Here is a 25472-nt window from a genome sequence, read left to right as displayed (position 1 = left end):
GGGATCCGCCAGACCTTGGGAACCCGGGCCCCGGGGATCCGCCAGACCTTGGGAATCCTGCGCGCCCAGCGGCCCTTCCTCATGCCGCCGGGGTCTCCAGGGCGTAGCCGACGCCGTGCACCGTACGAATCCGCTCCGCGCCGATCTTCCGGCGCAGCGCCTTGATGTGGCTGTCCACGGTGCGGGTGCCCGAGGCGTCCGCCCAGTCCCACACCTCGGCCAGCAGCTGCTCACGCGAGAGCACCGCACGCGGGGTGTTGGCCAGACAGACCAGCAGATCGAACTCGGTCGGGGTGAGATGCACATCCGAGCCGCGCACCCGCACCCGGCGCTGGGCGTGGTCGATCTCCAGCTCGCCCAGGCGCAGGATCCCGCTGCGCGGGGTGTGCGCGGCCAGTGCCGCCCGCTCCACCCGCCGCAGCAGCACATGCACTCGCGCGGCCAGTTCGCGCATGGAGAACGGCTTGGTCATGTAGTCGTCGGCGCCGACTCCGAGCCCCACCAGCATGTCGGTCTCGTCGTCGCGCGCGGTCAGCATCAGCACGGGCACCGGACGGCGGGCCTGCACCCGGCGGCAGACCTCCAGACCGTCGAAGCCCGGCAGCATCACGTCGAGGACCAGCAGATCGGGCTGCCATGCCTCGGCCGTGTCGACCGCCGCCGGACCGTCTCCCGCCGTCTGGACCTGGAACCCCTCGGCACGCAGCCGGGCCGCGATGGCGTCCACTATGGTCGGATCGTCCTCGACGACGAGGACCCGACGCTGTGCGCCAGGGGTGGTCGTGGCGGTCCCGTTGTGACCGTTGTGAGTCTGCTCCATACGCCCGCCCCTGCGTCTTCCGGTGAAACCCGCGGCTCGCGCCTGGTCATCGCTCAGCCGCGTTTGGTAGGCAAGCAAGCGTAAAGCCAGCGTACGCGGCTTTGCTACGCGCCCCGAACGGCGAGATGCACGACGTCGGGAACACCCCGGGCAACGGTGACCTCTTCCGTACGCACCTGCGTGAACCCGGCATTCCGGAGAGATTCCTCGAACGCGGGTGACGGCTGCGCCGACCATACGGCCAGCACTCCACCCGGCGCGAGGCGCGCCGCGCAGGCGGCGAGCCCGGCGGGGGAGTAGAGGCCGTCGTTGTCCTCGGTGACGGTCCAGTCGGGGCCGTTGTCGATGTCCAGGCACAGCGCGTCAAAGGTCTGCGGGGTCTGCGGGTGGGTCCGCAGCCAGGCGACCAGATCGGCGTGGACGACCTCGGCGCGCGGATCGGCCAGGGCCCCGGCGGTCACGGCCGCCAGGGGTCCTTCGCGGTGCCAGTCGATCACCGCCGCCTCCCGCTCGACCACTGCGATCCGCCCCCACCGAGGCTCCGCCACCGCCTCGACCAGCGAAAACCCCACGCCGAGCCCGCCGATGAGCAGCGCGGGGGAGGGCCGGTCGGCGGGCAGCGCGCCGAGGGCGGCGCGGATGAGCAGCCGCTCGGAGCGGCCGTCGGAGGTGTCCATGAGGAAGCACCCATTGGCGATGATCTCGAAGACGGCGTCGCCCGACAGCCCCCCGCCGCCGCGCCGCCGCAGCACCACTTCGCCGTACGGACCCTCCCGGCGGTCGACGGTCACCGGCCGGTCGTCGTCGGTGGGGTGGAGGTCGTACGGCGGCTGCGGTTGCGGCTGCATGGGGTGGGGTCCTCCCGGGGTGGTCCTGGTGCCGCCATCCTCGCGCCGGCCTCGCCCGCCGGTCCAACCGATTCCACCGGCGGTCCGGCGGAGCGACGTCGCCCGCGTCACAGCCGACGCCGCGGTGACATGACTCACGGCCCCCGGGTTGTTGTTCCCGTCGTCGCGGATATGCGGAGAGCAGCGGGAGTGAGGAAGGGGCGCGGGCGTTGACGACATCGATACGCGGGACGACGGACGCGGAGCCCGGAGACGCGGACGCCTCCGGGGCGGCCTCTACAGCGTCGGTGGGGGCATCGGCGGGTGCCCCGGCGCGCCGTCCAGCCGTCCCGGGCGCGCGGGCGACGGACGGCGGCGACACGGGTGGGCCGGGGCCGGCTGCCGCCGCTCGGCCGTGTGTCGGCGCGGCCGGTCGGCGGCGGGCGGCAGGGCGTACCGGGCCGGCCGCCGTCGGGGCCAGTACGCCGCAGGGGCCGGCAGCCGGGGAGGGACGCGAGCGCCTTACGGCCGCCGGGGCGGGTCACGGGCGCCTTACGGCTGCCGCGGCCGGTCACGGGCGCCTTACGGCTGCCGTAAAGGCGCGCCTCAACGAACTGCCGCGCACGCTCATCCGCGTGCCGTTCACCCTCGGCTACACGCTCGTCCTGCTCGGCACCGGGCTCTACGCCCGCCTCGGCGACCCCGGCACCGTGCACGATCTGCTCGCGGACTCCAGTACCGATGTGTCCCACCTCTCGCAGCGGCCGCTGCTGACGCTGCTGGTCAGCGCGTTGTGGGCGGTGGGCGGGGTCACCTCGCCCTATCTGGTCGCCTTCCCGCTGGTGCTCGGTGTGCTGGAGTGGCGGGTCGGCGGGGTGCGGACCGCCGCGGTGTTCCTGCTCGGCCATGTGCTGGCGACGCTGCTCACCGAGCTCCCGGTGGCCGCCTCCGTCGCCGTCGGGCATCTCCCGGACAGCTCGCTGCGCCGCCTCGACTACGGGGTCAGCTACGGCCTGATCGCCTGCGCCGCCGTGCTCGCCGGGCTACTGGTGCCCCGGCTGCGCTGGGCGCTGCTCGGCGGGATCGGCCTCGCGCTCGCCGCCGGGAGCCTCGTCGACTTCGATCCGCTCACCGAGTGGGGCCATGGGCTCGCCCTGCTGATCGGCGTCGTCTGCTGGCCGTATGTCCGACGAAACGCCAGGCGGCGGCCGTCGGCGAAGGGCGGCGACGCCGCCGAGGGCGGCTTCGCTCACAGCGAACGAGCGTCCGGGAACACCCGAGACCCCTCCGTGCATTGAGTGGACATTGATTATTTGAGTCCTGCCGACTCAAGTTGCCTGCCGAAGGGGAGATCATGGCTTCGCTGTCCACACCGCTCACCCTGCCCGTACTGCCTCTCGACGACGAGGTCGTGCTGCCCGGCATGGTGGTGCCGCTGGACCTTTCCGATACCGAGGTACGCGCCGCGGTGGAGGCCGCCCAGGCCGCCGCACGCTCCAGTGGGAGCGGAAGCGGTAAGCCGAAGGTGCTGCTGGTGCCGCGCGTCGACGGCACGTACGCGGGCATCGGCACGCTCGGCACCATCGAGCAGGTGGGCCGGCTCTCCGACGGCGACCCCGGCGCGCTGATCCGCGGTGTGCGCCGCGTCCGCATCGGGGCCGGGACCACCGGACCCGGGGCGGCGCTGTGGGTGGAGGGGACCACGGTCGAGGAGATCGTGCCCGACCCGCTGCCCGGTGCCGTCACCGAACTGATCAAGGAATACAAGGCGCTGGCCACCAGCTGGCTGCGTAAGCGCGGCGCCTGGCAGGTCGTGGACCGGGTGGAGCAGATCGACGATGTCGCGCAGCTCGCCGACAACTCCGGCTACTCGCCCTTCCTGAGCGTGGCCCAGCGCGTCGAACTGCTGGAGACCACCGATCCGGTGGCCCGGCTGAAGCTGGCCGTCACCTGGCTGAGCGACCACCTCGCCGAGCAGGACGTCGCCGAGTCGATCGCCAAGGACGTCCAGGAGGGCGTCGACAAGCAGCAGCGCGAATTCCTGCTGCGGCGCCAGCTCGAAGCCGTCCGCAAGGAGCTCGCCGAGCTGAACGGCGACCCTGAGGACGAGTCCGGCGACTACCGGGCCCGGGTCGAGTCCGCCGATCTGCCGGAGAAGGTGCGCGAGGCGGCCCTCAAGGAGGTCGACAAGCTGGAGCGGTCCAGCGACCAGAGCCCCGAGGGCAGCTGGATCCGCACCTGGCTGGACACCGTCCTGGAGCTGCCCTGGAACGAGCGCACCGAGGACGCGTACGACATCCAGGGAGCCAAGGCCGTGCTCGACGCCGACCACGCGGGCCTGGACGACGTCAAGGAGCGGATCACCGAATACCTGGCGGTGCGCAAGCGCCGCGCCGACCGGGGCCTGGGCGTCGTCGGCGGCCGCCGCGGCGGCGCGGTGCTCGCCCTGGTGGGCCCGCCCGGTGTCGGCAAGACCAGCCTGGGCGAGAGCGTCGCCCGCGCGATGGGGCGGAAGTTCGTCCGGGTCGCGCTCGGCGGCGTCCGCGACGAGGCGGAGATCCGCGGCCACCGGCGCACCTACGTGGGCGCGTTGCCCGGCCGGGTCGTCCGGGCCATCAAGGAGGCGGGCTCCATGAACCCCGTCGTCCTCCTCGACGAGATCGACAAGGTGGGCTCCGACTTCCGCGGCGACCCGGCCGCGGCCCTGCTGGAGGTCCTGGACCCGGCCCAGAACCACACCTTCCGGGACCACTACCTGGAGGTCGAACTCGACCTGAGCGACGTGGTCTTCCTCGCCACCGCCAACGTCCTGGAGGCCATCCCGGAGGCGCTCCTGGACCGTATGGAGCTGGTGCGCCTGGACGGCTACACCGAGGACGAGAAGGTCACCATCGCCCGTGACCACCTGCTGCCCCGGCAGCTGGAGCGGGCCGGCCTGGAACCGGGCGAGGTCACGGTGGCGGACGAGGCGCTGCGCAAGCTGGCGGGCGAGTACACCCGCGAGGCGGGCGTACGGACCCTGGAGCGCTCCATCGCCCGGCTGCTGCGCAAGGTGGCGGCCCAGCACGAGCTCGGCGAGCGCGAACTCCCCTTCACCGTCGACGTGGCGGAGCTGCGCCCGCTGATCGGCCGGCCGCACCACACCCCCGAGTCCGCCCAGGACCCGGCCGAGCGCCGCACCGCCGTCCCCGGTGTGGCGACCGGGCTCGCGGTCACGGGCGCGGGCGGTGACGTGCTGTTCGTGGAGGCGTCGCTGGCCGACCCGGAGACGGGCGGCGCGGGGCTGAACCTCACCGGTCAGCTCGGCGACGTCATGAAGGAGTCCGCCCAGATCGCGCTCTCCTTCCTGCGCTCCCGCGGCGCGGAACTGGAGCTGCCGGTCGGCGACCTGAAGGAGCGCGGCGTCCACCTCCACGTCCCGGCGGGCGCGGTCCCCAAGGACGGGCCGAGCGCGGGCATCACGATGACGACCGCCCTGGCCTCGCTGCTCTCCGGCCGCCAGGTGCGCCCGGACGTGGCGATGACGGGCGAGGTGTCCCTGACCGGGCGGGTGCTGCCCATCGGCGGCGTCAAGCAGAAGCTGCTGGCGGCGCACCGGGCCGGGGTGACCACCGTGATCATCCCCAAGCGCAATGAACCCGACCTGGACGACGTCCCCGCCGAGGTCCTGGACAAGCTCGACGTCCACCCGGTCTCGGATGTCCGCCGGGTCCTGGAGCTGGCCCTCGAACCCGCCCGGACGGCCGCCCCCGAGGTTCCGGCAGCGGCGTGACGGACGCTGCCGGTGGCGCCGTGGCCCGGGATCCCGTGTCGAACGGGATTCCGGGCCACGCGTGACCTGTCGGCCGTGCCTATCGAAGGACGGCGACTACCTCACGACGCTGACGGTGCCCTTCGGCGCCAACTCGACCTGACGAACACCGTCGTCGGGGTGACGCTCGAGACCGACGAGTTCCCCCGCGACTGACCCGACCCCCGCTGCCTGGTTCCCACAGGGCCAGGCGGCGTGCCCCGCGCTCCGGCACGCTGAGCCGCATGAAGGTCATCGTGATCGGAGCGACAGGAACCATCGGGCGTGCCGTGGCGGACGCCCTCGAAGGTCGGCACGAGGTCGTACGGGCCTCCCGCACCGGCGCCACCGGCGCCGTGCGCGTCGATATGGCCGACCCCGCCACCCTCGACCACCTCTTCGCGACCGTCCAGGACATCGACGCCGTCGTCTGCTGCGCCGCCTCCGGCGCGCTCACCCCGCTCGGCGGGGACGCCTCGGACGAGGAGTTCACCACCGGTCTGGACGCCAAGCTGCTGGGCCAGGTCGCCCTCGTGCGCCGGGCCCTCCACCACCTCCGCGACGGCGGGTCCATCACCCTCACCAGTGGGGTCTTCGAGAAGCCCACCCCCGGCGGGGCCTTCGGCGCGCTGGTGAACGCGGGGCTCGACGCCTTCGTCCGGGCCGCCGCGATCGAGCTGGAGCGCGGGCTGCGGGTGAACGCGATCTGCCCGGGATGGGTGCGGGAGACCCTGGAGAAGCTGGGCATGGACCCCGCCGAGGGGACCCCGGTGGAGACCGTGGCCCAGGCGTATGCGCAGGTCGTCGAGGGGATGGCGCAGGGGCAGGTGATCGTGCCCGGCCGCGGCTGACCCGGGTCCGGGCCGGATCGCTGGCAGCCAGACAGGTCTGTCTGGTAGCTTCGTCGATGAAGCAGACAGACCTGTCTGTTCGAGCTCGTCCTTCCGGAGGGATCCGTGCCCCGCACCCTGCTCGTCCTCGCCCACCCCAACCTCGCCGCGTCCCGCGTCAACGCCGCGCTCGCCGAGGCGGCCCGGCCGGTGGACGGGGTCACCTTCCATGACCTCTACGCCACCTATCCCGATCTGCGGATCGATGTCGAGCGTGAGCAGCGGCTGCTGCTGGAGCACGACCGGATCGTGCTGCAGTTCCCCTTCTACTGGTATTCGGCGCCGCCGCTGCTGAAGAAGTGGCTGGACGAGGTGTTCCTGCGCGGCTTCGCCTATGGCACCGGCGGCACCTCGCTGCACGGCAAGTCGCTGCTCCTGGCCACCTCGACGGGCTCCGCCGAGGAGCAGTACCGGCCGGACGGGTTCCACCGCTTCGCCGTCGTCGAGCTGCTCAAGCCCTTCGACGCCACCGCCCACATCACCGGGATGCGCTACGAGGAGCCGCTCATCGTGCACGGCACCCATACGCTCGACGACGCCCAGCTCGCCGCGTACCAGGACCGCTATCGCGAGCTGCTGGCCTCCGGCGTGATACGGGAGCACGAGCTGACCGCCGTCTGAGCCACGCGTCACGCCTGCCGCGCGTCACGGCGAAGGGCCCGGCCGCACCCATGAGGTGCGGCCGGGCCCTTCGCGTACGTACGAGAGCCGCACGCTGTGTACGAGGGCTACACCCGCGCCGGGCACGCCTCCGCGACCAGCGCCCGCGCCGCGTCCTGGGCCGCCTCCGCGAACTCCGGCCTCGGCTCCAGCGCGGCCGCGGCCATCGTCCCGTCCACGAGCACGGAGATCTGCAGGCCGAGCCGCTCGAAGTCGGCGGCCCCGGCCTCCTGGGCCAGCTCGGTCAGCCAGGCCCGTATGGCGCGCTTGTGCTCGGCCGTCGCGGCGTGCGGGGCGGTGCCCGGCTCGGTCTCGCCCGCGGTCCTGGTGAACGCGCAGCCGCGGAATCCGTTCCGCTCGGTCGCCGCGATCAGCGCGTCGAAGACTCCGACGAGACGGTCCCGGGGATCGGTGCCGGCCGCCTCGGCGGCCTGCCGCAGCGCCCCCCGCCAGTGCTGGTCCGACCTGTGGAGATAGGCCAGGACCAGATCGTCCTTGGTGCGGAAGTGGGAGTAGAGCGTCGCCTTCGCCACGCCCGACTCGGCGATGATCCGGTCCACGCCGACGCCGCGCACCCCATGGGCGTTGAACAGCGCGGTCGCGGTGGACAGGATCCGCTCATGGGCGGAGGGGCGGGCACTGCTCATGATCATGCTCCTTGACTTGGCCGTAGGACGACCGACGCCCTCCAGCGTACAGACAGACCTGTCCGTACACCGGAGGGCGGACGCGCCGGATGTGGGGGGTGAGGAGGCGCGGGCTCAGCCGTTGGCGAGCGCCTGCAGCCGGTCCATGGCGCCGTTGAACTTGTTGTGGTCGCCGACCGTCGGGCCGGAAGAGGTGTACTGCCAGATGGTGTGGAAGCCCCAGCCCGCCGGAAGCTCGCCGACGGACGAGCCGTAGCGCGGAATCCACAGGGGGTTGACACCGCCGAAGGCGGCGGAGTTGCCCGTGCAGCTCTTCCACCAGCTGGTGGAGGTGTAAATCACCGGGTCGCGGCCGGTGCGCGCCCTGTAGGTGCTGTTGAAGGACTTGATCCAGTCGACCATCGCGCTGGCGCTCAGCCCGTAGCAGGTCGCGCCGTAGGGGTTGTACTCCATGTCGAGCGCGCCCGGCAGCGTCTTGCCGTCCTTGGACCAGCCGCCCCCGTGGTCCACGAAGTAGTTGGCCTGTGCGGCGCCGCTCGAGTTGTTCGGCAGGGCGAAGTGGTACGCGCCACGGATCATGCCGACGTTGAACGAGCCGTTGTACTGCTGGGCGAAGTTCGGGTTGGTGTAGCTGGTGCCCTCGGTCGCCTTGACGTAGGCGAACCGGACCCCGCTGCTCCACAGCGTCGCCCAGTTGACATTGCCCTGGTGGCTGCTGACGTCCACGCCCTCGACGGTGGCGAGCAGCCCCGTGGGCGCCTCGCCGGCCGTGGATCCGCCCTCGTGCTTGAGTATCTGTGAACCCGCCCAGTCGTCCTCGGGGTGGGGGATGGCTTTATCGCCCTGACCCTGGGCGGCGAACGCCGCACCGGGCAGTGCGATGGTCATGGCGAGGAGAGCGGCGAGAATTCCGATCAGCGCGCTGAGGGCGCGTCGGACCGAACCAGGTCTGTGCACGAGCATGGCGTTGCCTCCGAAGCCTCGGTGGGGGGAGAGGGACGTCCGATTGGTATGACCATGTCAGGAGCGACGCTACGGGCGTAGATAGGCCGACGGAAGGGGGAGGGTGTGATGCCGTTGGTCTAATCCTGCGAAATACTGGTGGAGCTGCGGTAACAACCGCGCGTGGTAGAAACTTTCACGAAGTGAAAACCCGGAGAGGGCTCTGACGTGCACAACAACGGGGCATTGCCACCCGAGCAGGGTGCGGGTGGCACCGTGGACGGCATTGGTGTGGACCATGCATTCCTGGCTCTGGAGCGCGAATTGGCGGTTTTCCTCCGCAGAGCCCGTGCCGCTTCGGGGGAATTGGCCCGGGAGGTCCACCCGGAGCTCGAATCCGCCGCCTATGGGCTGCTGATGCGGCTGGAGGACGCGGGCCCGCAGCGCGCCACCGACCTCGCGGGCTTCGTCGGCGTCGGAAAGGCCACGATGAGCCGTCAGCTCCGCGCCCTGGAGGGGCTCGGCCTGGTGACGCGGACGCCCGATCCGGCGGACGGCCGGGCCTTCCTGGTGGAGTTGACCGAGGAGGGCCGCAGCCGCTTCCGTGCCGTACGGGTCGCCCGGCGGGCGCGGTACGCCCGCCGCCTCGCCGCGTGGGAGCGCAACGAGGTCGCCGAACTCGCCAGACTGCTGCACCGGTTGAACGCGGAGCAGGAGGCCGAGGACCCCGGTCAGGCGGCGCGTGCGGAGCAGGAGGCCGGGGATCCCGGTCCAGCGACGCGGGCGGCGCAGGAGGCCGGGGATCCCGGTCCAGCGACGCGGGCGGCGCAGGAGTAAGGCGCTCATACACGCCAGGATCGGCGACCCCCGCGCATCCGGCGACGCGGACGTGGCAACCGCGCTACTCCGCCCCGGAGACAGGGCAATCGCGCTGCCGCGTTCCGTAGGCAGGGCAATCGTGCTACCCGCCCCGGAGGCGGGGCAGCCGCGGTACCCCGCCCCGGAAGGGGACGCCCCGCCGGTCAGGGCTCCACGAAGACCACGGCCGCGTCGTCGTGGGTCTTGCCCCGCGGAAACGCCGTACGGTCCGGATCGGCGTGCTCGGCCGCCCGCACCCGGTCGATCAGCGCCTGCGGGCCCTCCTTGCGCAGCAGCGCGAAGCACTCGGCCCAGTCGCCCTCGCCGAACCGCTCCACCCAGCGCGTCGCCCCGTCGGTGAGCGCCGCCAGCGCCCGTACCTCGCCGCGCGGGAACTCCCCGGTGACCGCCTTGTCGGAGACCGCGGGGTCGGCGGCGGCGGTGAAGAAGCCGCCCTCCGCGTTGCGCAGCGGGGCGAGCCGCCGGCCCTCGGCCCGCAGCCGGTCGATGCGGTCGTCCAGTACCGGAGTCACTCCGCCGTGGGCCGACTCGATGAGCAACGCCGAGTCGGAGAGCACCAGATACTCGATCCGCTCGGCGTCCCAGCGCGCCGCGACCACGGTTGCCTGTGGGGTGAGAAGGTGAGAAAGGTCACACGTTGAACTATGAGACGCGGCGGTTCGGGCGATCGCCTCGGAGAGGCACTGTGTCAGGGGCATATCCCGTCGCGAACCGGACAGTTCGAGCAGCGATCCGCCGAGCCGCGCGGTGAACCAGCTCACGCTGTGTACGCATCCGTCGTCGCCCGCGGGCGGAGTCACCCCGTCCAGGACCACCAGCGCACCGCCGCTCCCCGAGGCCGGAAGGGCTACCGATGCGTAGTCCTCGTTGGGATATTGCTGATCGCCGGGGGCGGTCGCGAGTTCGATGCGCATTCCATCAGTCTGCCGGACCGCCGTTGATCAACGCCGCCGTGGTGAGCTGGGCGGGCGTTGGTCCGTACCAAATCCCTCGCCGGTTTCTCGGCTGCCTGATTGGGGAGGGATTGACACTTCTGGGAAGCTGCGGGTGGGCATCTTGTCAGGGCGGTGAGGTCTTTACCAATCCGCGTAAGGTGGCGGGAGGGTATGGCCGCGCGTCAAAGTTGGTGGTCAACTACCCAATGCGGTTCACTCGTTCGGGTGGCCGGGTGGGTGATGCATGCCCGCCCCAGACCCGTCCTGAAAGGGTCGGAATCCCTACCAGAGGTGGGGAAACACAATTGTTGATCCGTCGTCACCTCTGGTCCACAGAGCGGTCGGGCGAGAATGGATTGTGAGCACCGGTGCGGAAGAAGCGGCTTCGGGGCACCACGCGCGATGCGGTAAGCGAGCCACGCCAGGACGAGGCGACGCCGCGACGGCACACCGCACGCGTCCGTCGTCGGCTGACCACGTCGGTCGCCCTCGTCTCCGTCGCCGTCCTCGGGGCCGGGACTCCCGCCGTCCTGCTCGCCCTCGATGACACCACCGACGCCCAGCGCCTCGTCGACCTCGCGGAGACCAACCGCGGCGCGGTGACCCTCGCCCACGCCCTCGCCGACGAGCGCGACGCCATGACGCGGTACGTCGCCGACGGGCGCACCACCGCCTCCGGCCGCGGGGTCTCCGAGGAGACGCGGGCCCGGGTCGACCGCCGCGTCCGCGAGGTGCGCACACAGGTCCCGGCGTCGGTCCGGCGGCTCCTCGATGCCCTGCCCGAGGTGCGGCAGCAGGCGCTGACCGGCAAGGGCTCGGCCCTCGACGTCTTCACCTCGTACACCCGGACCGTCCAGGCGCTGAACGGAATCACCGACACCCTCGCCCGTCGGCTCCCAGCCGACGCCGAGTCCGGCGCCACCGCCGCGCTGGCCCCGCTCGGCCGCGCGGTGGAGGAGGCGTCCGCCACCCGCGGGCTGCTGCTGGCCGCGCTCGACGCGGGCGGCGGCCAGCCCACGCTGGTCTCCGCCGCCCAGCGGACCAACCTCCGCGAGCAGTCCGCGCTGGCCGACTTCGAGCAGCTCGCCCCGGCCACCATGCGCGACGCCTACGACCGCACCGTCAACGGCACCGAGGTCACCGACGCCGAGCGCTATATCGCCCGGCTCACCGACCAGAACCGCCTCGCGGGCAATGACTTCTTCCTCAGCGAGGACCGCGTCGAGGCCGGCCTGGACACCCGGATCGACCGGATGCGCGGCGCGCAGTCCTCGCTGGCCTCCTCCGAGGCCGCCCAGCTCGCGCGGTTGCGGGACGACGAGGTCACCGACCTCGAGCTGCGCATCGGCATCGTCGGCGCCGCCCTGCTGGTCGCCCTCGGCGCCGGGGTGCACAGCGCCCGCTCGATGACCCGGCCGCTGGCCGCGCTGCGGCTCGGCGCCCGGCGGGTCGCGGCCGATCCGGCGGCCGAGGAGCCGGTCGCGTTCAAGGGCCGCGACGACGAGTACGCGGACGCCGTACGGGCCGTCAACGAACTGCACGCCAAGGCCGCGCGGGCGTACGAGCGGGTCGCCGAGCTGGAGACCGAGCGCACCCGGCTCGTCGGCGAGCGGCAGCGGATGGCCGATGAGCGGGACGGGCTGCGCGCCGAGCGGGACGCGGTCGCCACCCGGCTGGAGGGGCTGCGGGCCCGGGTCCACGGCAGCTTCGTGGGCCTCGCGCTGCGCTCGCTGGGCCTGATCGAGCGCCAGCTCGCGATCATCGAGTCCCTGGAGGAGCGGGAGCAGGACCCCGACCGCCTCGAGACGCTCTTCCAGCTCGACCACCTGGCCACCGGGATACGCCGCTACGGCGAGAACCTCCTGGTCATCGCGGGCTCCGAACAGAAGGCCACTCACCCGGGGCCGGTACCGCTGCTGGATGTGCTGCGCGCCTCGATCAGCGAGGTCGAGCGGTACGACCGGGTGCAGATCCAGGCGCTGCCGCCACATGCCCAGGTCGCCGGGTTCGCCGCGGACAGCGTCAGCCACCTGATCGCCGAGCTCCTGGAGAACGCGACATCGTTTTCTCCGCCGGACGCGGCGGTCCAGATCTCCGGCTGGCTCCTGGAATCCGGCGAGGTCATGCTCTCCGTCCAGGACGAGGGCATCGGCATGACGCCCGAGCGCTTCCTGGAGCTGAACACCCGGCTCGCCGACCCGGTGCCGGAGTACTGCCAGGGCCCCCAGCCGGAGGACCCGCTGGGCCTCGGGCTGTACGTGGTGACCCGGCTCGCCGCGCGCCACGGCATCCGGGTGCAGCTGCGCGAGCAGCAGCCGGGCGGGGTGGCCGCCGTGGTCGTCCTCCCGACGAAGATCCTCCCGGCCGGTCCGCCCGGCGCCGGGCTGCCGCCCGCCCCGCCGGGGAGCCTGGGCGCGACGTTCGGCGGCACCGGACCGTCGTCCTTCCCGGGCTTCCCGGGAACCGAGGCCGAGGCGAACTCCAACACGCTTCCCGGGCAGACCCGTTCGGTCTCCCGGGACCAGGAGGGTGTGCCGAGCGCGAGCGCCGCGGCGGGGGTCGGTGCCGAGCCGTCGGCCGAGCCGGTCGCGTCGCCCGCGAAGCCGGATCCGGTGCCCCAGGCCGCCGAGCCGGAGCCCGAGCCCGCGCTCGACCCGGAGCCCACGCCCATCGAGGCGGCCTCGGACCCGGATCCGTCCGCCTCCTGGACCGTCCCCGCCGAGCAGTGGGGACAGAGCGCGGACACGGGCCGTGACTACCCCATGGAGCCCACGCCGCCGCGCGGCCATCCGAGCTCGGGGAACGGCGGTGCGCTGCCCTCCCTGCCCAAGCGCGTCCCCAAGTCGGCCCGGACCGACGGACAGGACGGCGCACGGCACGGAGCGGACGCCCCGGCCCCGGAACCCCAGGCACCCCGGACCGCCCCGGCCGCCCAGGTCGAGGAGTCGGAGGTGCCGGCCGTGGAGCGGACGATGGAGCTGACCCTCCATCGCATGAGCCGCGAGAGCCATGAGGACCACGACGACCGCGACCGCGAGGGCCTCGGCGACCGCGAGGGTCGTGACGGCCGCGAGGGCCGTGAGGACGGCGCGGACCGCGCCGACGGCGTCGACCACGAGGACGTCGACCGGCGGTTCGGCAGCCACGGCATCCGCCCGGTCGGCGCGGACGCCTGGGGCCCGGCGGTCGGCGGCCCGGCGGCGGGCGGTGAGTCGGCAGCGGTCGGCGGCCCGGCGGCGGCCGGTGAGCCGTCCCCCGTCGATCCGTACGCCATCGGCCCCGACCAGCACGCCCGCCCGGAGGACCAGGCGGCGCGCACCGACAAGGGACTTCCCAAACGCACACCGCGGAACGTGGCGCTCCGGGAGCCCGATCCACGGGAGCGGACCGGCTCGGTGAACGCGGAGGAGCTGCGGCGTCGGCTCGGTGGCTTCCAGCGCGGCGCCCGCGACGGACGCCGGGACGCCGCCGCCGAGGTCGCCGCCCGTGGCGAGCCCGCGCGGCGGCAACGGGGAACAGCAGGACAAACGGGGGCGCAGAACGAGGGTGGCACGGTTGAGGAGGCACGCGGGTGAATGCGCCCAGTAGTACGTACGGGTTGAGTCGCGAGGCCCGTAATCTGCACTGGTTGCTGTCGAACCTGGTCGAGGAGGTGCCGGGCGTCCGCTCGGTTGTGGTCGTCTCGACCGACGGGTTGATGCTGCTCTCCTCCGACACACGGCACCATGCCGCGTCGTCCGATCCGGCAGCACAGGACGGCCCCAAGGGTTCCAGTGCGGATCTCGCGACGATTGTCTCGGGGGTCGGCAGCCTCACGCTCGGCGCGGCGAAGCTGATGGACGGCGGCAGCGTCAAGCAGACGATGGTGGCGATGGACGAGGGCAGTCTGTTCGTCATGTCGATCAGCGACGGTTCGCTGCTCGGGGTGCATGCCACCCCCGACTGCGATATGACCGTCGTCGCCTATCACATGGCACTGTTCGTGGGCCGGGCCGGGCATGTGCTCACCCCCGAACTCCGCAATGAACTACGCAGGTCGCTGGAGCACACACAGTGACGGCCGCCGGGTCCAGCCGGCCCGCCCGTAAACCCGCTCGCGTACGTCCGTACTCGCTCACCGGCGGTCGCACCCGCTCCGGCCATGTGCTGCTGGTGGAGACCTTCGTGGCGTCGCTGGAGTCTCCGGACGGACGGCTCGACCTGGCCCCCAGTGGGTTGAACGCCCGGATGATGCCGGAGATCCGGGCGATCATCGAACTGTGCGACAGGATGCGCTCCGTCGCGGAGGTCTCCGCGATGCTCAAGATCCCACTCGGGGTGGTGCGCGTCCTGCTCAGCGACCTGGCCGACCAGGGAAAGATCCGCGTCTACGGCACCGGGCGGGGTCCCGGCCAGCCGGACCGCGCGTTGCTCGAAAGGGTGCTCAGTGGACTTCGCAGGCTCTGAGACGATCACGGCGACTCCGCCGGCGACGTCGGAGATACCCGGGGCCGGGATACCCGGGGCCGAGGAGGTGCTCCAGAGGTGGCAGACGGACCGCTCCCGCGCGCCGATCGCCACCAAGATCGTGATAGCGGGAGGGTTCGGGGTCGGCAAAACGACCTTCGTCGGAGCGGTTTCGGAGATCACTCCGCTGCAGACCGAAGCGCTGATGACGCAGGCCAGCGAGAGCGTGGACGACCTCGAGGCGACGCCCGAGAAGCTGACCACCACCGTCGCCATGGACTTCGGCCGGATCACGCTGGAGAACGATCTGGTCCTGTATCTCTTCGGCACCCCCGGCCAGCAGCGCTTCTGGTTCATGTGGGACGACCTGATGCGCGGGGCCATCGGCGCGGTGGTGATGGTCGACACCCGGCGCCTGGACGAGAGCTTCCCGGCGCTGGACTACTTCGAGAGCCTCGGTCTGCCGTATGTGGTGGCGGTCAACCACTTCGAGGGGACCCCGCTCTACGAGCCGGAGGACGTGCGGGACGCGCTCTCCGTGGCGTCCACGGTGCCGGTGGTGATGATGGACGCCCGGCGCCGGATCGCGGTCGTGGACGCGCTGCTGGCGCTGGTGAGACACGCCGTTGACGCCTCACCCGAGTGACGTAACCTCAGCTCCGCCCGCGGGATGGAATGCTCCATTCCCTTTACCGGCCCGAGCTTGAGGGAGAGTCGACAGCCATGCGGAAGATACTCATCGTGGGTGCCGGTCAGTCCGGCCTCCAACTCGCTCTCGGCCTGCAGTCCAAGGGCTACGAGATCACGCTGATGTCCAACCGGACGTCCGATGAGATCCGCGGCGGACGGGTGATGTCCACCCAGTGCATGTTCCACACCGCGCTGGGCCACGAGCGCGATCTGGAGCTCAACTTCTGGGAGGAGCGGGCGCCGCGGGTCGAGGGCCTCGGGATCTCCGTCGCCGGGCCGCCGGCTGCCGAGGGCCAGGCCCACCCGCGGGTCGTCGACTGGGTCGGCCGGCTGGACGGCCACGCCCAGTCCGTCGACCAGCGGATCAAGATGGCCGGCTGGATGGAGACGTTCGAGCAGCGCGGTGGCCAGGTGGTCATCCACGGCGCCGCCGTCTCCGACCTGGACGTCCTCGACAGGAAGTACGACCTGGCGCTGGTGGCCGCGGGCAAGGGCGAACTGGTCTCGCTCTTCGGCCGGGACGCCGCCCGCTCCCCGTACGACACCCCACGGCGCGCCCTCGCGGTGGCCTATGTGCACGGGCTCGGCCCGCGCCCCGAGCACCCCGGCCTCGAGGCGGTGCGGTGCAACCTCGTCCCCGGTGTCGGCGAGCTCTTCGTGATGCCCGCCCTCACCACCACCGGCCGCGCCGACATCCTCTTCTGGGAGGGCGTCCCGGGCGGTCCGGTCGACGCCTTCCAGGGCATCACCGACCCCTCGGAGCATCTGGCGCGCGTCCTGGAGCTGATGGAGCGGTTCACGCCCTGGGAGTACGCGCGCGCCACCAAGGTCGAGCTGACGGACGCGGGCGGCACGCTCTCCGGGGGGTACGCCCCGACCGTGCGCAACCCGATCGGGCGGCTGCCGGGCGGCGGGCTGGTCCTGGGCGTCGCCGATGTCGTGGTCGCCAATGACCCGATCACCGGGCAGGGCGCCAACTCCGCGGCCAAATGCGCGGCGGCCTATCTGGAGAGCATCGTCGAGCACGGCGACCGGCCGTTCGACGAGGAGTGGATGCGGACGACCTTCGACCGCTACTGGGAGACCGCGCGGCACGTCACCAAGTGGACCAACGCCATGCTGGGCCCGCCGCCGGAGCACATCGTGGACCTCCTCGGGGCGGGGGCCGCCTTCCCCGCCGTCGCCCACCGCATCGCCAACGGCTTCGACGACCCCTCCGACTTCGAGAACTTCTTCTACGAGCCGGGGAAGACGGCCGCCTATCTGGACGAGGTCAGGAAAGAGGCCGAGGCCGCGGAGGCAGAAGCCGAAGCCGAGATCCGCGAAGAAGCCGAGGTCTGCGACGAAGCCGAGGCCTGCGAGGAGGCCGGGGCCGACGACCGGGCCGGGGCCGAGGCGGGGGCCATTCGGTACGTGGGCTGACACCGGCCGTCGCCGCGCCGCTCAGCGCTTGGCCACGGTGGCCGGACCCGGGCGCACCGCGCCGTGCAGCGGATTGGAGGCGAGCGGGGAGAGCTTCACCCGCTGGCCGGTGCGTGGCGCCTGGACGACCTGGCCGTTGCCCGCGTACATCGCCACATGGCTCGCGCCCTTGTAGTAGATCACCAGATCGCCGGGGCGCAGCTTGTTGAGCGCCACCCGCGGCAGCTGGCGCCACTGCTCCTGGCTGGTGCGTGGAATGAGCCGCCCGGCATGCGCCCAGGCGGAGGAGGTCAGTCCCGAGCAGTCGAAGGAGTTCGGCCCCTCGGCGCCCCAGACGTACGGCTTGCCGATCTGATTCAGCGCGTACGAGAGCGCCCGCTTTCCGGCCTCCGCGGTCGCCATTCCGGGGCGGCCGGGGGCCGGGCGGGGGCGGGGCGCGGTGACGGTGGCGACCGGGGAGGGGGTGCCCGCCGGGGTGGCCCGTCCGCGCCCGGGAGCCGGGGTGGTGCGGGTGCCGCCGCCTGTGGTGGGGGCGGGCGGCGAGGCGCCGTTCGCGGGGCCGAGCGCCCCGGAGTCGAGCAGTTTGCGCTGCGCCTTCGCGGTCTCCTCGCGCTCGCGCTGCGCCACCTGGGCGATCTGGCGGGCGCTCAGCGCGGCGAGCAGCTTCTCGATGGAGCGCAGCTGTTTCTCCACCTTGTCCCGCTGTTTCTTCCGCTTCGCCGCCAGGGACAGCTGTTTGTCCAGCGCGGTCCGCGCCCGGGTGGCGATGGTGTCGGCGCGCCGCTCGCCCCTGGTCAGCCGCTGCATCAGGGCGGCCTCGCGGCCGGCCGCCCGCTCCAGCTCACGCGCCTCGTCGGCGGCGCTCTCCGGATGGGGGGTGAGCAGGGTCAGCAGAAAGGCGTAGGAGGAGAGCGTGCTGTGGCCCTGGTACTGCTGACGGGCCAGCCGCCCCGCGTCGTCATGGCTGTCGGCGAGCTTCGTACGGGCGTGCACGAGCTCGGCCGTGAGCTCTCTGGTTCTGGTGCGCTGCTTGCGCAGCTTCTCCTCGGTCGCGTTGTACGTCTCCGTCGCCTCCTCGGCCTTCCGGTACAGCGTCTTGAGCTGCGTCAGCAGCTCGGACACGGACCGGTCGGCGGGGCGGGAAGGGGCGGCCGACGCCGTGGCCGCCGGAACGGCCGGCACCAGCGCGGCGGTCGCCGTGATCGCCGCCGCGCAGACCGAGCCCACGATCCGTCCTGACACGTGATCACCTCCGGCTCACTGACGCCTCCGTTCGGCGTCCAGCTCAGCAGGATCGTGGCATGACGTTCGTATCTTCAGGAGAATTGTGGGCGAGTCGGGCGAATATGGTCACCCGTCCGGCGGGCCGTCAGCTCGGCTTGGACCACGGCCACTTCAGCCCGCCACCTGGCTTTCCCTCCGGGTCGTACTCATAGGCCCAGCCCCGGACCAGGCCCAGCCGCTTGGAGGTGGCGGCCGGAACCCTGCGGTAGACATGCACCGTCGGCGGTGCGCCCGCCTCGTTCTCCACCGGCACCTCGTAGGTCTTCGGCGGCTGGCCGGTGAGGCCGACCAGCACCGGCAGCACCCGGCCGTCCAGCGGCCCGCCCACAAAGGGCGTCTCCTCGCTTCTCACCGCACCAGTCTCACAGCATCGTCCGCGCCCCGGCCCTCACCGGCCGCGCCCATCAGGGCAGTCACCGATCGCACCCGTCACAGCAGATGGGACGCCTCGCCCAGTGCCGGCACAACACGGCGCGCCAGCCGCCCGACCAGGCCGTCGGCGGGCTCCATGATGAGCGCGGCCCGCATCACCCGGGCCGCCTGCGGATCGGTGGTCGCGGTGGCGGTCAGCATCGCCACGAACTGGTCCACCAGCCAGTCGCGCAGCTCCTCCACCGGCGGCTGCTTCTCCTCGTCCAGCCAGATCAACGAGGCCGCCTCGACGGCCGCGATCCAGGTGCGCACCATCATCCGCAGCCGCGCACCAGGCTCCTTGACCGCCAGATGGAGCAGAATCTCCTCGGCCGCCGCCCGCCGCACCTCGTCCACGATCGCGTTCGTCCGCGAGGTCTCGACCACGCTGCCGCTCTGCAACAGCGCGCTGAACCCCGCGTCGTGCTCGTCCACGAAGGCCAGATAGCGGTCCAGCACCCGGCTCAGCCGGCCGCTGAGCGGACCGCTTCTGGGCTCCTCGAAGCACCGTTCCAGCTCATCGGCGGCGCTGCGCAGTGCCGCCTCGTACAACTGCTGCTTACCGCCCGGGAAGTAGCGGTAGACCAGCGGACGGGAGGCACCGGCGGCCAGGGCCACATCGTCCAGCGACACGTCCTCGGGCGCGCGATGGGCGAAGAGGCCGAGCGCGGCGGTGAGGAGTTCGGCCCGCCGCGCCTCGACGCTCAGCCTGCGGTAGCTCCCCCGCCGGGCGGCCGGCGGGCGGGCGGTGGCCGGGGATTCCGCCGCCGGGCGCACGGCGGCGCTCGCCTCCGCCGGGGGTGTCGCCTCCGGGGGCGCCGAAGCGGTGCCGCTGCCTGTCGTCATGCCTGGCAGCGTAACCGGCCAGGGTGACGAAGCGGATGCCCCCTTCGGTTCCGGCCCGGATGGGTCCTCGGGTCCGGCCCTAACGCGCCCTTGGGCCCGGCGGCCCGATGCCCCTTGGCCCGGCGGCCCGATGCCCCTTGGCCTGGCGGCCCGATGCCCCTTGGCCCCCGCCCTACGGGGTGTCCCGCCGCGTGGCAGGGGTTTCGCCCCTGGACGCCGGGGTCTGGGACGAAAGCCCCCACGCGGCGGAGCCGCATATCGACGCTGCGCGGGGAAGGGGCGGGGAGGGGAACAGCACGCCGCAGGCGGCCCCTAGGCCAGCAGCCCCGAGCTCTTCCACAGTCGGCGGCCCACACCCCGCATCACCCCGACGTCGTCGAGGAATTCGGTCAGCTTGCTTGCGCCGCTGCGCATCACCTCACGGCGATGGGCGCTGGCCCGCACTTGAGCGACGGCCGCGCGCCGGTCGAGCCCCACGTCCGAATAGACCTTGGGGTTGATGAACGCCTGCGAGAAGATCCGGGAGAACTCGCCCGATCCGATCCGGGTCAGCTCCGCCTCCCAGCGCGGCGCCCGCAGCATCTGGCGGCGCAGTTCCTCGCGTGCGTACCGCACATGGCGCGCCTCCTCGACGACATGGATCCGGGTCACCCCGCGCACCAGCGGCTGCACGCGCTCGTCGGGGAAGGTCAGCCGCTGCATCCAGTCCAGGATCTCCTCGCCGAGGAGGGTCGCGGTGAACGAACCGGGCGTGGTGGAGATCGCCTTGAAGATCCGGCCCAGGTTGTGGTGGAGCCGGGTGACCGGATAGGCCGGGGTGCCGCTCTTGGTGATCAGCCGCGCGAACATCTTGGAGTGGCGGCACTCATCGGCGATCTCGGTGAGCGCGTACCGCACATGGGCGCTGGTCGCGGGCTTGTCGTAGATGTGCCGGGTCATCAGCTGGATGAGGATGATCTCGAACCATATGCCCAGGGAGGCGAGCGCCGCCGCCTCGTGCCGGGCCAGCAGTTGCCGCTGCTCCTCGGACATCCGCCGCCACATGGGCGTGTCGTAGAGCGAGACCAGCTCCGGTGGCCAGAACCACTTGCCGGGCTCGAACGGCGCGTCCCAGTCGAGTTCGGTGTCGGGGTCGAAGGAGTGCTTGGCGGAGGACTCGAGCAGTCGCTCCGCGACCCGTTCGCGGTCCTTGATCAGCCCGAGCGCGTCCCGGAGCGCGGGCGGTTCGGTCGTGGTGGTCATCGCTGAGGGCACCTCACTGGTGGCTCGGACAAACGCCGGTGGGTTGGGTTACCGGCGGATACCTCTTATGAGACTCTGTGTCAGCAAGGGCGTCAATCCCTTGGAGAGGTCTTATTGACCGGCGAGTAACGGTCATGTGAGCCTGCCGAGTACGCATCCGTTCACGGGGGAGCGAGGCGAAGGAGGCGTCGGTGTCGACGCAAGAGCTCTACGCGATGGATCCCGGGGACCCCCTGTGGCAGGTGCCCGCCGGTGGCGCCGCCCGATTCAACTGGGAGTACGACGACCACCGGGCCCGGCTGCTCGCCCTTTACCAAAAGGGCAAGGACAAGCAGTGGGACGCGGTCAAGCGCATCGACTGGGGCCTGGAGGTGGATCCGTACGACCCCCTGGGCACCCCCGATGAGTCGCTCGCCCTCTACGGCACCCGCCACTGGGACCGGATGGCCGAGCGGGACAAGGGCGAGCTGCGGCATCACGTCGCCGCCTGGCAGTTCAGCCAGTTCCTCCACGGCGAACAGGGCGCGATGGTGTGCGCGGCCCGGATCGTCGAGGCCGCGCCCGACCTCGACGCGAAGTTCTACTCCGCGACCCAGACGATGGACGAGGCGCGCCACGCCGAGCTCTACAGCCGCTTCCTGCACGACAAGCTCGGCACGTTCTACCCCATCAACACCGATCTGCGGACCCTCCTCGGCGACACCCTCCGCGACTCCCGCTGGGACATGGCCTATCTGGGCATGCAGGTGCTCATCGAGGGCCTGGCGCTCGCCGCGTTCGGCCTCATCCGCGACACCACCGACAAGCCGCTGCCCCAGCAGATCCTCGCCTACGTCATGCAGGACGAGGCCCGCCATGTCGCCTTCGGCCGGATGGCCCTGCGCGACTACTACCGGCAGCTGAGCGACGCGGAGCTGCGGGAGCGCGAGGAGTTCGTCATCGAGGGCTGCTACCTGATGCGCGACCGGCTGCGCGGGGTGGAGGTCCTGGAGAACTTCGGCATCCCGAAGGCCGAGGCCGAGGAGTACTGCGAGCAGTCGCCGTTCCTGCATATGTTCCGCAAGCTGCTGTTCAGCCGGATCGTGCCCTGTGTGAAGGACATCGGGCTGTGGGGCGAGCGGCTCCAGCGGGCGTATGTCGACATGGGCGTGCTGGAGCTGGGCGACAGCAACCTCGACCTGCTGATGAGCCAGGACGAGGAACTCGCCGAGCGGCTGGACCAACGGCGCTTCGCGGCGGAGGAGGCGGCGCGCACGGGCGAGGTCGAGGAGGCGATCGCCGAGGGCGCGGCCGAGGCCGGGGCATGAGGTTACGTGGGGCCGTGTGAGGCGGGATGCCAGGTGGGACCTCGCTGGGCCGTGTGAGACTCGTGGCCCCCTCAACCTCCCGTCGAACCAGCGTTCTTGGTAGGTTCTTGATCATCGCCAGCGGAGAAGGCCGAGGTCATTGGGGTGACCTCGGTCCGGTGGCGTTCATATGCCTTCATATGAAGGAACGAAGGAACGGCCGAAGGGTGCTCTCCACGGCGGTGGGGGGCACACCTTTGTTCCGGCGTTCCGGAGGATGATGGTGGGGTGCGGATTCGAACGAGCACCAGTGCAGAACTCCCCGTCCTCCAGGACATAGAGCGCGCCGCCGGACTCTGCTTCCGGGACATCGGGATGGACGAAGTCGCCGATGACGAGCCCCTGAGCCTGGAGGAGCTGAGCCGCTACCAGCGGGCCGGACGGGCCTGGGTCGCGGTGGACGACGCCGAGCGGGCGATGGCGTATCTGATCACCGACCCCGTCGACGGAAACGTCCATATCGAGCAGATCTCGGTCCACCCCGACAGCGCCCGCCGTGGTGTGGGACGGGCCCTGATCGACCACATCGCGGTGCGGGCCGCCGACGACGGCGTCCCCGCGCTCACCCTGACCACCTTCGTCGACGTGGCCTGGAACGCCCCGTACTACGCCGCACGGTGCGGCTTCCGGACCCTGACCGAGGCCGAGCTGACCCCTGGCCTCCGGGAGATCCGGCGCTGCGAGGCGGGCCATGGGCTGGCCCGCTGGCCACGGGTGTGCATGCGCAGGGATGTGGGGTAGCGGCCTCGCTGAAGTCCGGTGCGGTTCGGGTGCGCCCCGAAGGGGCGCGGGGCTGTGTCGATGTGCGGCTCCGCCGCGGCCGTGTCGTTATGCGGCTCCGCCGCGTGGGCGACCGGCCACGACGCAGCCGCGGATGAACGACCGCACCTCGCGGCACTTCCCGCGGGGCGCTCAGCCGATACGCGGACATGGCGCGGGCCGGGGCCCGGCACAGGGAGGACCCCGGAGGACCACGGCGCCCCGCAGGGGGGACGGCCCCAAGGTGGCTGAGGCCGCCGCCTAAGCGCACAGCTCCTCCACCGCCTGCCCGAACGCCCGTATCCGTGCCGTCTCGTCCGCCCGCCGCCACACCAGGCCGAGCATCGAGTCCGGCACCCCCTCGACCGGTACGCAGGTGATGTCCCGGCGGCGGTGATACTCCGCGGTCGGGACGCACAGCAGCATCCCGCCCCGTCCCGCCGCGACCGCCGCCAGCCCCTCCTGGAGGGTGTGCACCCGCGGCCCGCGCGGGATCGGGTGCCCGCCGGGGGTGGCGGCGGGCGCCATCGCATCGTGCCAGTAGCGCGGCGCGGGGGCGGACGGGCCGATCAGCGGGCAGTCGGCCAGTGCCTCGGCATCCACGCGGGCGCGGCCCGCGAACGGATGGCGGGCGGAGACCACCACCGTCTGCGGCTGCTTGGAGAAGACCGGGCCGAGGACCAGATCGGGCTCGGCGACCGGCAGGCAGACGATCGCGGCGTCCACCTCACCGGCCCGCACCGCCCCGAAAGGATCGGCCAGCGGGACCTCCACGGTCGTCGTCTCACAGACGGGGTGGCGGTCCCGGAAGGCCGCGATGGCCTCCGTCACCCGTTCATCGGCGGCTCCCTGGAACCCGATCCGCAGCACGCCCTGCACCCCGCGCGCCGCCCCGCGGGCGCTCTCGACGGCCCCGTACAGCGCCTCGTAGGCGGGCCGGAGATCGGCCAGGAACCGTTCGCCGAGCGGGGTCAGCCGCGCCCGGCGGCTGGTGCGCTCCAGCAGCCGGGCCCCGATCCGGCGCTCCAGAGACCGCAGTAGCTGGCTCACCCTGCTCTGCGAGATGTACAACCGCTCCGCCGCGCGCCCGAAGTGCAGTTCCTCGCTCAGTGCGAGAAAGCACTCCAGCTCGCGGATCTCCAACCCGGCCATGGCCTCCCCGTGGATCGCGCTCGCGCTGACGCGCGTTGCCTCGCCTGGACTCGTCTTGCCTCGTCTTGCCTCGCCTGGACTCGCATCGCATTGACGCGCATCGACTCGCATTGATGAGCCTCGCTCATAGAAGTCTGAGAACTTCGGCGTTGTTCCCTCAGGGGCACGGCTGTTCGCTAAAGACATGTCCACTAGCACGGAACTCACCGCTCCGGCAGGCACATCCGGGTCACCTCCGGGGGTGCGCTCGCCGCTCAGGGCCTGGCTCGCCGTCGTCGCCGTCGCGGTCGGCACCTTCTCGGTGGTCACCACCGAGATGCTGCCGGTCGGCCTGCTGACGTCGATCGGCTCCGCGCTCGGCGTCTCGGACGGTACGGCGGGCCTGGCCATGACCGTGCCCGGTCTGGTCGCCGCGTTCGCCGCCCCGCTGCTCACCGTCACCGTCGGCCGCTTCGACCGGCGGCTGGTGCTGTGCGGTCTGATGGGGCTGCTGGCCGTCGCCAATCTGCTGTCCGCGCTCGCGCCCGGCTTCGCCGTCCTGCTGTTCGCCCGGGTGCTGGTCGGGGTGAGCATCGGCGGGGTGTGGTCGATCGCCGGCGGGCTCGCGGTGCGGCTGGTGCCCGAGCGGTCCGTGGGCCACGCCACCACGCTGATCTTCAGCGGTATCGCGGTGGCCTCGGTACTGGGGGTGCCGATCGGGACGCTCATCGGCGATCTGGTCCACTGGCGGATCGCGTTCGCCGCCATCGCCGCCCTGTCGCTGGCCGTGGCCGCCGCCATGGCCGTCACCCTGCCGCCGTTGCCCACGGCCGGGACGATCCGGCTGCGCGAGGTGCCCGGGCTGTTCCGCAACGTCCGGCTGCGGACCGGCCTCATCACCACACTGCTGCTGGTCACCGGCCACTTCGGGGCGTACACCTACGTCCGCCCGGTGCTCGAGGACGTCGCCGGGGTCGGAACGGGCCTGATCAGCACGCTGCTGCTGGCGTACGGCGTGGCGGGCATCGCCGGGAACTTCCTGGCCGGCACCACCGCCCACCGCGATCCGCGCCGCACCCTCATGGGCATCTTCACCCTGCTCGCGGCGGCCGAGCTGCTGATCCCGGTCGCCGGTTCCACGACGGCCGGGGCGGCCGTACTGCTGCTGGTGTGGGGCCTGGCGTACGGCGGGGTGTCGGTGACCTGCCAGACCTGGGTGCTGGACGCGGCGCCGGACGCGAGGGAGGCGGCGTCGGCGCTGTTCGTCGGGGTCTTCAATGTGGCCATAGCGCTGGGCGCACTGCTCGGCGGCCGGGCGGCGGACGGGATCGCGGTCCCCGGCGTGATGTGGTTCGGGGGCGCGCTGGTGGCCCTCGCCCTGGCGAACATGGCGCTCTTCGGCAGCCGGGGGACCGTCGCCGCTTCCGGCCGGACGGGGGCCTCGTCAGGCCATGGGGCCACGTCAAGCCATGTAGACCAGGCGCTCAGGTGAGACCCTGAAACCA

At 71.9% G+C, this 25472-nt stretch carries 23 protein-coding genes; 13 read left to right on the top strand and 10 right to left on the bottom strand.

Annotation, left to right across the window (positions count from 1 at the left end):
• Positions 1–79: 79 nt before the first annotated feature.
• Both ACFYOY_RS02095 and ACFYOY_RS02090 read right to left on the bottom strand, forming a co-directional pair.
• Positions 80–820 carry a response regulator transcription factor gene (locus ACFYOY_RS02095; protein ID WP_014054863.1) on the bottom strand — a complete coding sequence of 247 codons (741 nt, stop codon included), beginning with the start codon at positions 818–820 and terminating at the stop codon, positions 80–82.
• A gap of 104 nt (positions 821–924) precedes the next feature.
• The gene (locus ACFYOY_RS02090; protein WP_388584251.1) at positions 925–1668 is read right to left on the bottom strand and encodes a spermidine synthase; all 744 of its coding nucleotides are present in this window, start codon (positions 1666–1668) and stop codon (positions 925–927) included.
• Between the two features lie 614 nt (positions 1669–2282).
• Between ACFYOY_RS02090 and ACFYOY_RS02085 the strand changes: the two genes are divergently transcribed.
• The 4 genes from ACFYOY_RS02085 to ACFYOY_RS02070 all read left to right on the top strand — a co-directional run bounded on the left by ACFYOY_RS02085 (position 2283) and on the right by ACFYOY_RS02070 (position 6948).
• Positions 2283–2945 (top strand): rhomboid-like protein, encoded by a 663-nt coding sequence (locus ACFYOY_RS02085; RefSeq protein WP_351880085.1) that lies wholly within the window; start codon positions 2283–2285, stop codon positions 2943–2945.
• Positions 2946–3001: 56 nt separating this feature from the next.
• Positions 3002–5419 carry an endopeptidase La gene (gene lon / locus ACFYOY_RS02080; RefSeq protein WP_351880088.1) on the top strand — a complete coding sequence of 806 codons (2418 nt, stop codon included), beginning with the start codon at positions 3002–3004 and terminating at the stop codon, positions 5417–5419.
• 263 nt (positions 5420–5682) lie between these two features.
• A complete protein-coding gene (locus tag ACFYOY_RS02075) occupies positions 5683–6288 on the top strand; it encodes a short chain dehydrogenase (RefSeq protein WP_351880091.1) in 606 nt (201 codons plus the stop codon).
• Positions 6289–6393: 105 nt separating this feature from the next.
• Positions 6394–6948, top strand: coding sequence for an NAD(P)H-dependent oxidoreductase (locus ACFYOY_RS02070; RefSeq protein WP_351880094.1), 555 nt, complete (start codon positions 6394–6396; stop codon positions 6946–6948).
• Positions 6949–7055: 107 nt separating this feature from the next.
• Here ACFYOY_RS02070 and ACFYOY_RS02065 read toward each other — a convergent pair whose 3' ends face one another.
• Together ACFYOY_RS02065 and ACFYOY_RS02060 are read right to left on the bottom strand one after the other, a co-directional pair.
• Positions 7056–7634 (bottom strand): TetR/AcrR family transcriptional regulator, encoded by a 579-nt coding sequence (locus ACFYOY_RS02065; RefSeq protein WP_351880097.1) that lies wholly within the window; start codon positions 7632–7634, stop codon positions 7056–7058.
• A 114-nt stretch (positions 7635–7748) separates the two neighbouring features.
• Entirely contained in the window at positions 7749–8597 is an 849-nt protein-coding gene (locus tag ACFYOY_RS02060) for a lysozyme (protein WP_351880100.1), read from the bottom strand.
• Positions 8598–8804: 207 nt separating this feature from the next.
• Here ACFYOY_RS02060 and ACFYOY_RS02055 point away from each other — a divergent pair, with 207 nt between their 5' ends.
• Positions 8805–9413 carry a MarR family winged helix-turn-helix transcriptional regulator gene (locus ACFYOY_RS02055; RefSeq protein ID WP_388584245.1) on the top strand — a complete coding sequence of 203 codons (609 nt, stop codon included), beginning with the start codon at positions 8805–8807 and terminating at the stop codon, positions 9411–9413.
• 185 nt (positions 9414–9598) lie between these two features.
• Here the strand turns inward: ACFYOY_RS02055 and ACFYOY_RS02050 are convergent, their stop codons facing one another.
• Complete coding sequence (locus ACFYOY_RS02050) at positions 9599–10369, bottom strand: hypothetical protein (protein WP_351880103.1); 771 nt, start codon at positions 10367–10369, stop codon at positions 9599–9601.
• A 389-nt stretch (positions 10370–10758) separates the two neighbouring features.
• Here ACFYOY_RS02050 and ACFYOY_RS02045 point away from each other — a divergent pair, with 389 nt between their 5' ends.
• The 5 genes from ACFYOY_RS02045 to ACFYOY_RS02025 all read left to right on the top strand — a co-directional run bounded on the left by ACFYOY_RS02045 (position 10759) and on the right by ACFYOY_RS02025 (position 16948).
• Positions 10759–13965, top strand: a complete 3207-nt coding sequence (locus ACFYOY_RS02045; RefSeq protein WP_388584241.1) for a nitrate- and nitrite sensing domain-containing protein — start codon at positions 10759–10761, stop codon at positions 13963–13965.
• Positions 13962–14447 (top strand): roadblock/LC7 domain-containing protein, encoded by a 486-nt coding sequence (locus ACFYOY_RS02040; RefSeq protein WP_351880109.1) that lies wholly within the window; start codon positions 13962–13964, stop codon positions 14445–14447. Before ACFYOY_RS02045 ends, ACFYOY_RS02040 begins: the two co-directional genes overlap by 4 nt.
• Complete coding sequence (locus tag ACFYOY_RS02035; protein ID WP_093464640.1) at positions 14444–14836, top strand: DUF742 domain-containing protein; 393 nt, start codon at positions 14444–14446, stop codon at positions 14834–14836. The genes ACFYOY_RS02040 and ACFYOY_RS02035 overlap by 4 nt, the downstream gene beginning before the upstream one ends.
• 34 nt (positions 14837–14870) lie before the next feature.
• A complete protein-coding gene (locus ACFYOY_RS02030) occupies positions 14871–15482 on the top strand; it encodes an ATP/GTP-binding protein (RefSeq protein ID WP_228054154.1) in 612 nt (203 codons plus the stop codon).
• 77 nt (positions 15483–15559) lie between these two features.
• The gene (locus ACFYOY_RS02025; RefSeq protein WP_351880113.1) at positions 15560–16948 is read left to right on the top strand and encodes a styrene monooxygenase/indole monooxygenase family protein; all 1389 of its coding nucleotides are present in this window, start codon (positions 15560–15562) and stop codon (positions 16946–16948) included.
• 21 nt (positions 16949–16969) lie between these two features.
• Here ACFYOY_RS02025 and ACFYOY_RS02020 read toward each other — a convergent pair whose 3' ends face one another.
• The 4 genes from ACFYOY_RS02020 to ACFYOY_RS02005 form a co-directional block, all read right to left on the bottom strand.
• Positions 16970–18190 (bottom strand): NlpC/P60 family protein, encoded by a 1221-nt coding sequence (locus ACFYOY_RS02020; RefSeq protein WP_351880116.1) that lies wholly within the window; start codon positions 18188–18190, stop codon positions 16970–16972.
• Between the two features lie 127 nt (positions 18191–18317).
• The gene (locus ACFYOY_RS02015) at positions 18318–18584 is read right to left on the bottom strand and encodes a hypothetical protein (protein ID WP_014054881.1); all 267 of its coding nucleotides are present in this window, start codon (positions 18582–18584) and stop codon (positions 18318–18320) included.
• A 77-nt stretch (positions 18585–18661) separates the two neighbouring features.
• On the bottom strand, positions 18662–19489 hold the full coding sequence (locus ACFYOY_RS02010) for a TetR family transcriptional regulator (RefSeq protein WP_351880120.1): 828 nt from the start codon (positions 19487–19489) through the stop codon (positions 18662–18664).
• Between the two features lie 312 nt (positions 19490–19801).
• A complete protein-coding gene (locus ACFYOY_RS02005; RefSeq protein ID WP_237510856.1) occupies positions 19802–20731 on the bottom strand; it encodes a diiron oxygenase in 930 nt (309 codons plus the stop codon).
• 191 nt (positions 20732–20922) lie between these two features.
• Here ACFYOY_RS02005 and ACFYOY_RS02000 point away from each other — a divergent pair, with 191 nt between their 5' ends.
• Both ACFYOY_RS02000 and ACFYOY_RS01995 read left to right on the top strand, forming a co-directional pair.
• Positions 20923–22038: a ferritin-like domain-containing protein gene (locus tag ACFYOY_RS02000; RefSeq protein ID WP_351880123.1), complete on the top strand. Its 1116-nt coding sequence runs from the start codon at positions 20923–20925 to the stop codon at positions 22036–22038.
• A gap of 267 nt (positions 22039–22305) precedes the next feature.
• Entirely contained in the window at positions 22306–22818 is a 513-nt protein-coding gene (locus ACFYOY_RS01995; protein WP_351880126.1) for a GNAT family N-acetyltransferase, read from the top strand.
• 279 nt (positions 22819–23097) lie between these two features.
• On the opposite strand, the gene ACFYOY_RS01990 is transcribed toward ACFYOY_RS01995, so the two are convergent.
• Positions 23098–23988 carry a LysR family transcriptional regulator gene (locus ACFYOY_RS01990; RefSeq protein WP_351880129.1) on the bottom strand — a complete coding sequence of 297 codons (891 nt, stop codon included), beginning with the start codon at positions 23986–23988 and terminating at the stop codon, positions 23098–23100.
• A 184-nt stretch (positions 23989–24172) separates the two neighbouring features.
• Here ACFYOY_RS01990 and ACFYOY_RS01985 point away from each other — a divergent pair, with 184 nt between their 5' ends.
• The gene (locus ACFYOY_RS01985) at positions 24173–25459 is read left to right on the top strand and encodes an MFS transporter (RefSeq protein WP_351880132.1); all 1287 of its coding nucleotides are present in this window, start codon (positions 24173–24175) and stop codon (positions 25457–25459) included.
• Positions 25460–25472 lie beyond the last annotated feature (13 nt).

Source organism: Streptomyces sp. NPDC007875, from assembly GCF_042868035.1.
In the GTDB taxonomy this organism is placed as follows: domain Bacteria; phylum Actinomycetota; class Actinomycetes; order Streptomycetales; family Streptomycetaceae; genus Streptomyces; species Streptomyces antimycoticus.
Note: the sequence above shows the minus strand (reverse complement) of the source record. Positions and strands in the feature narration are given on the sequence as shown.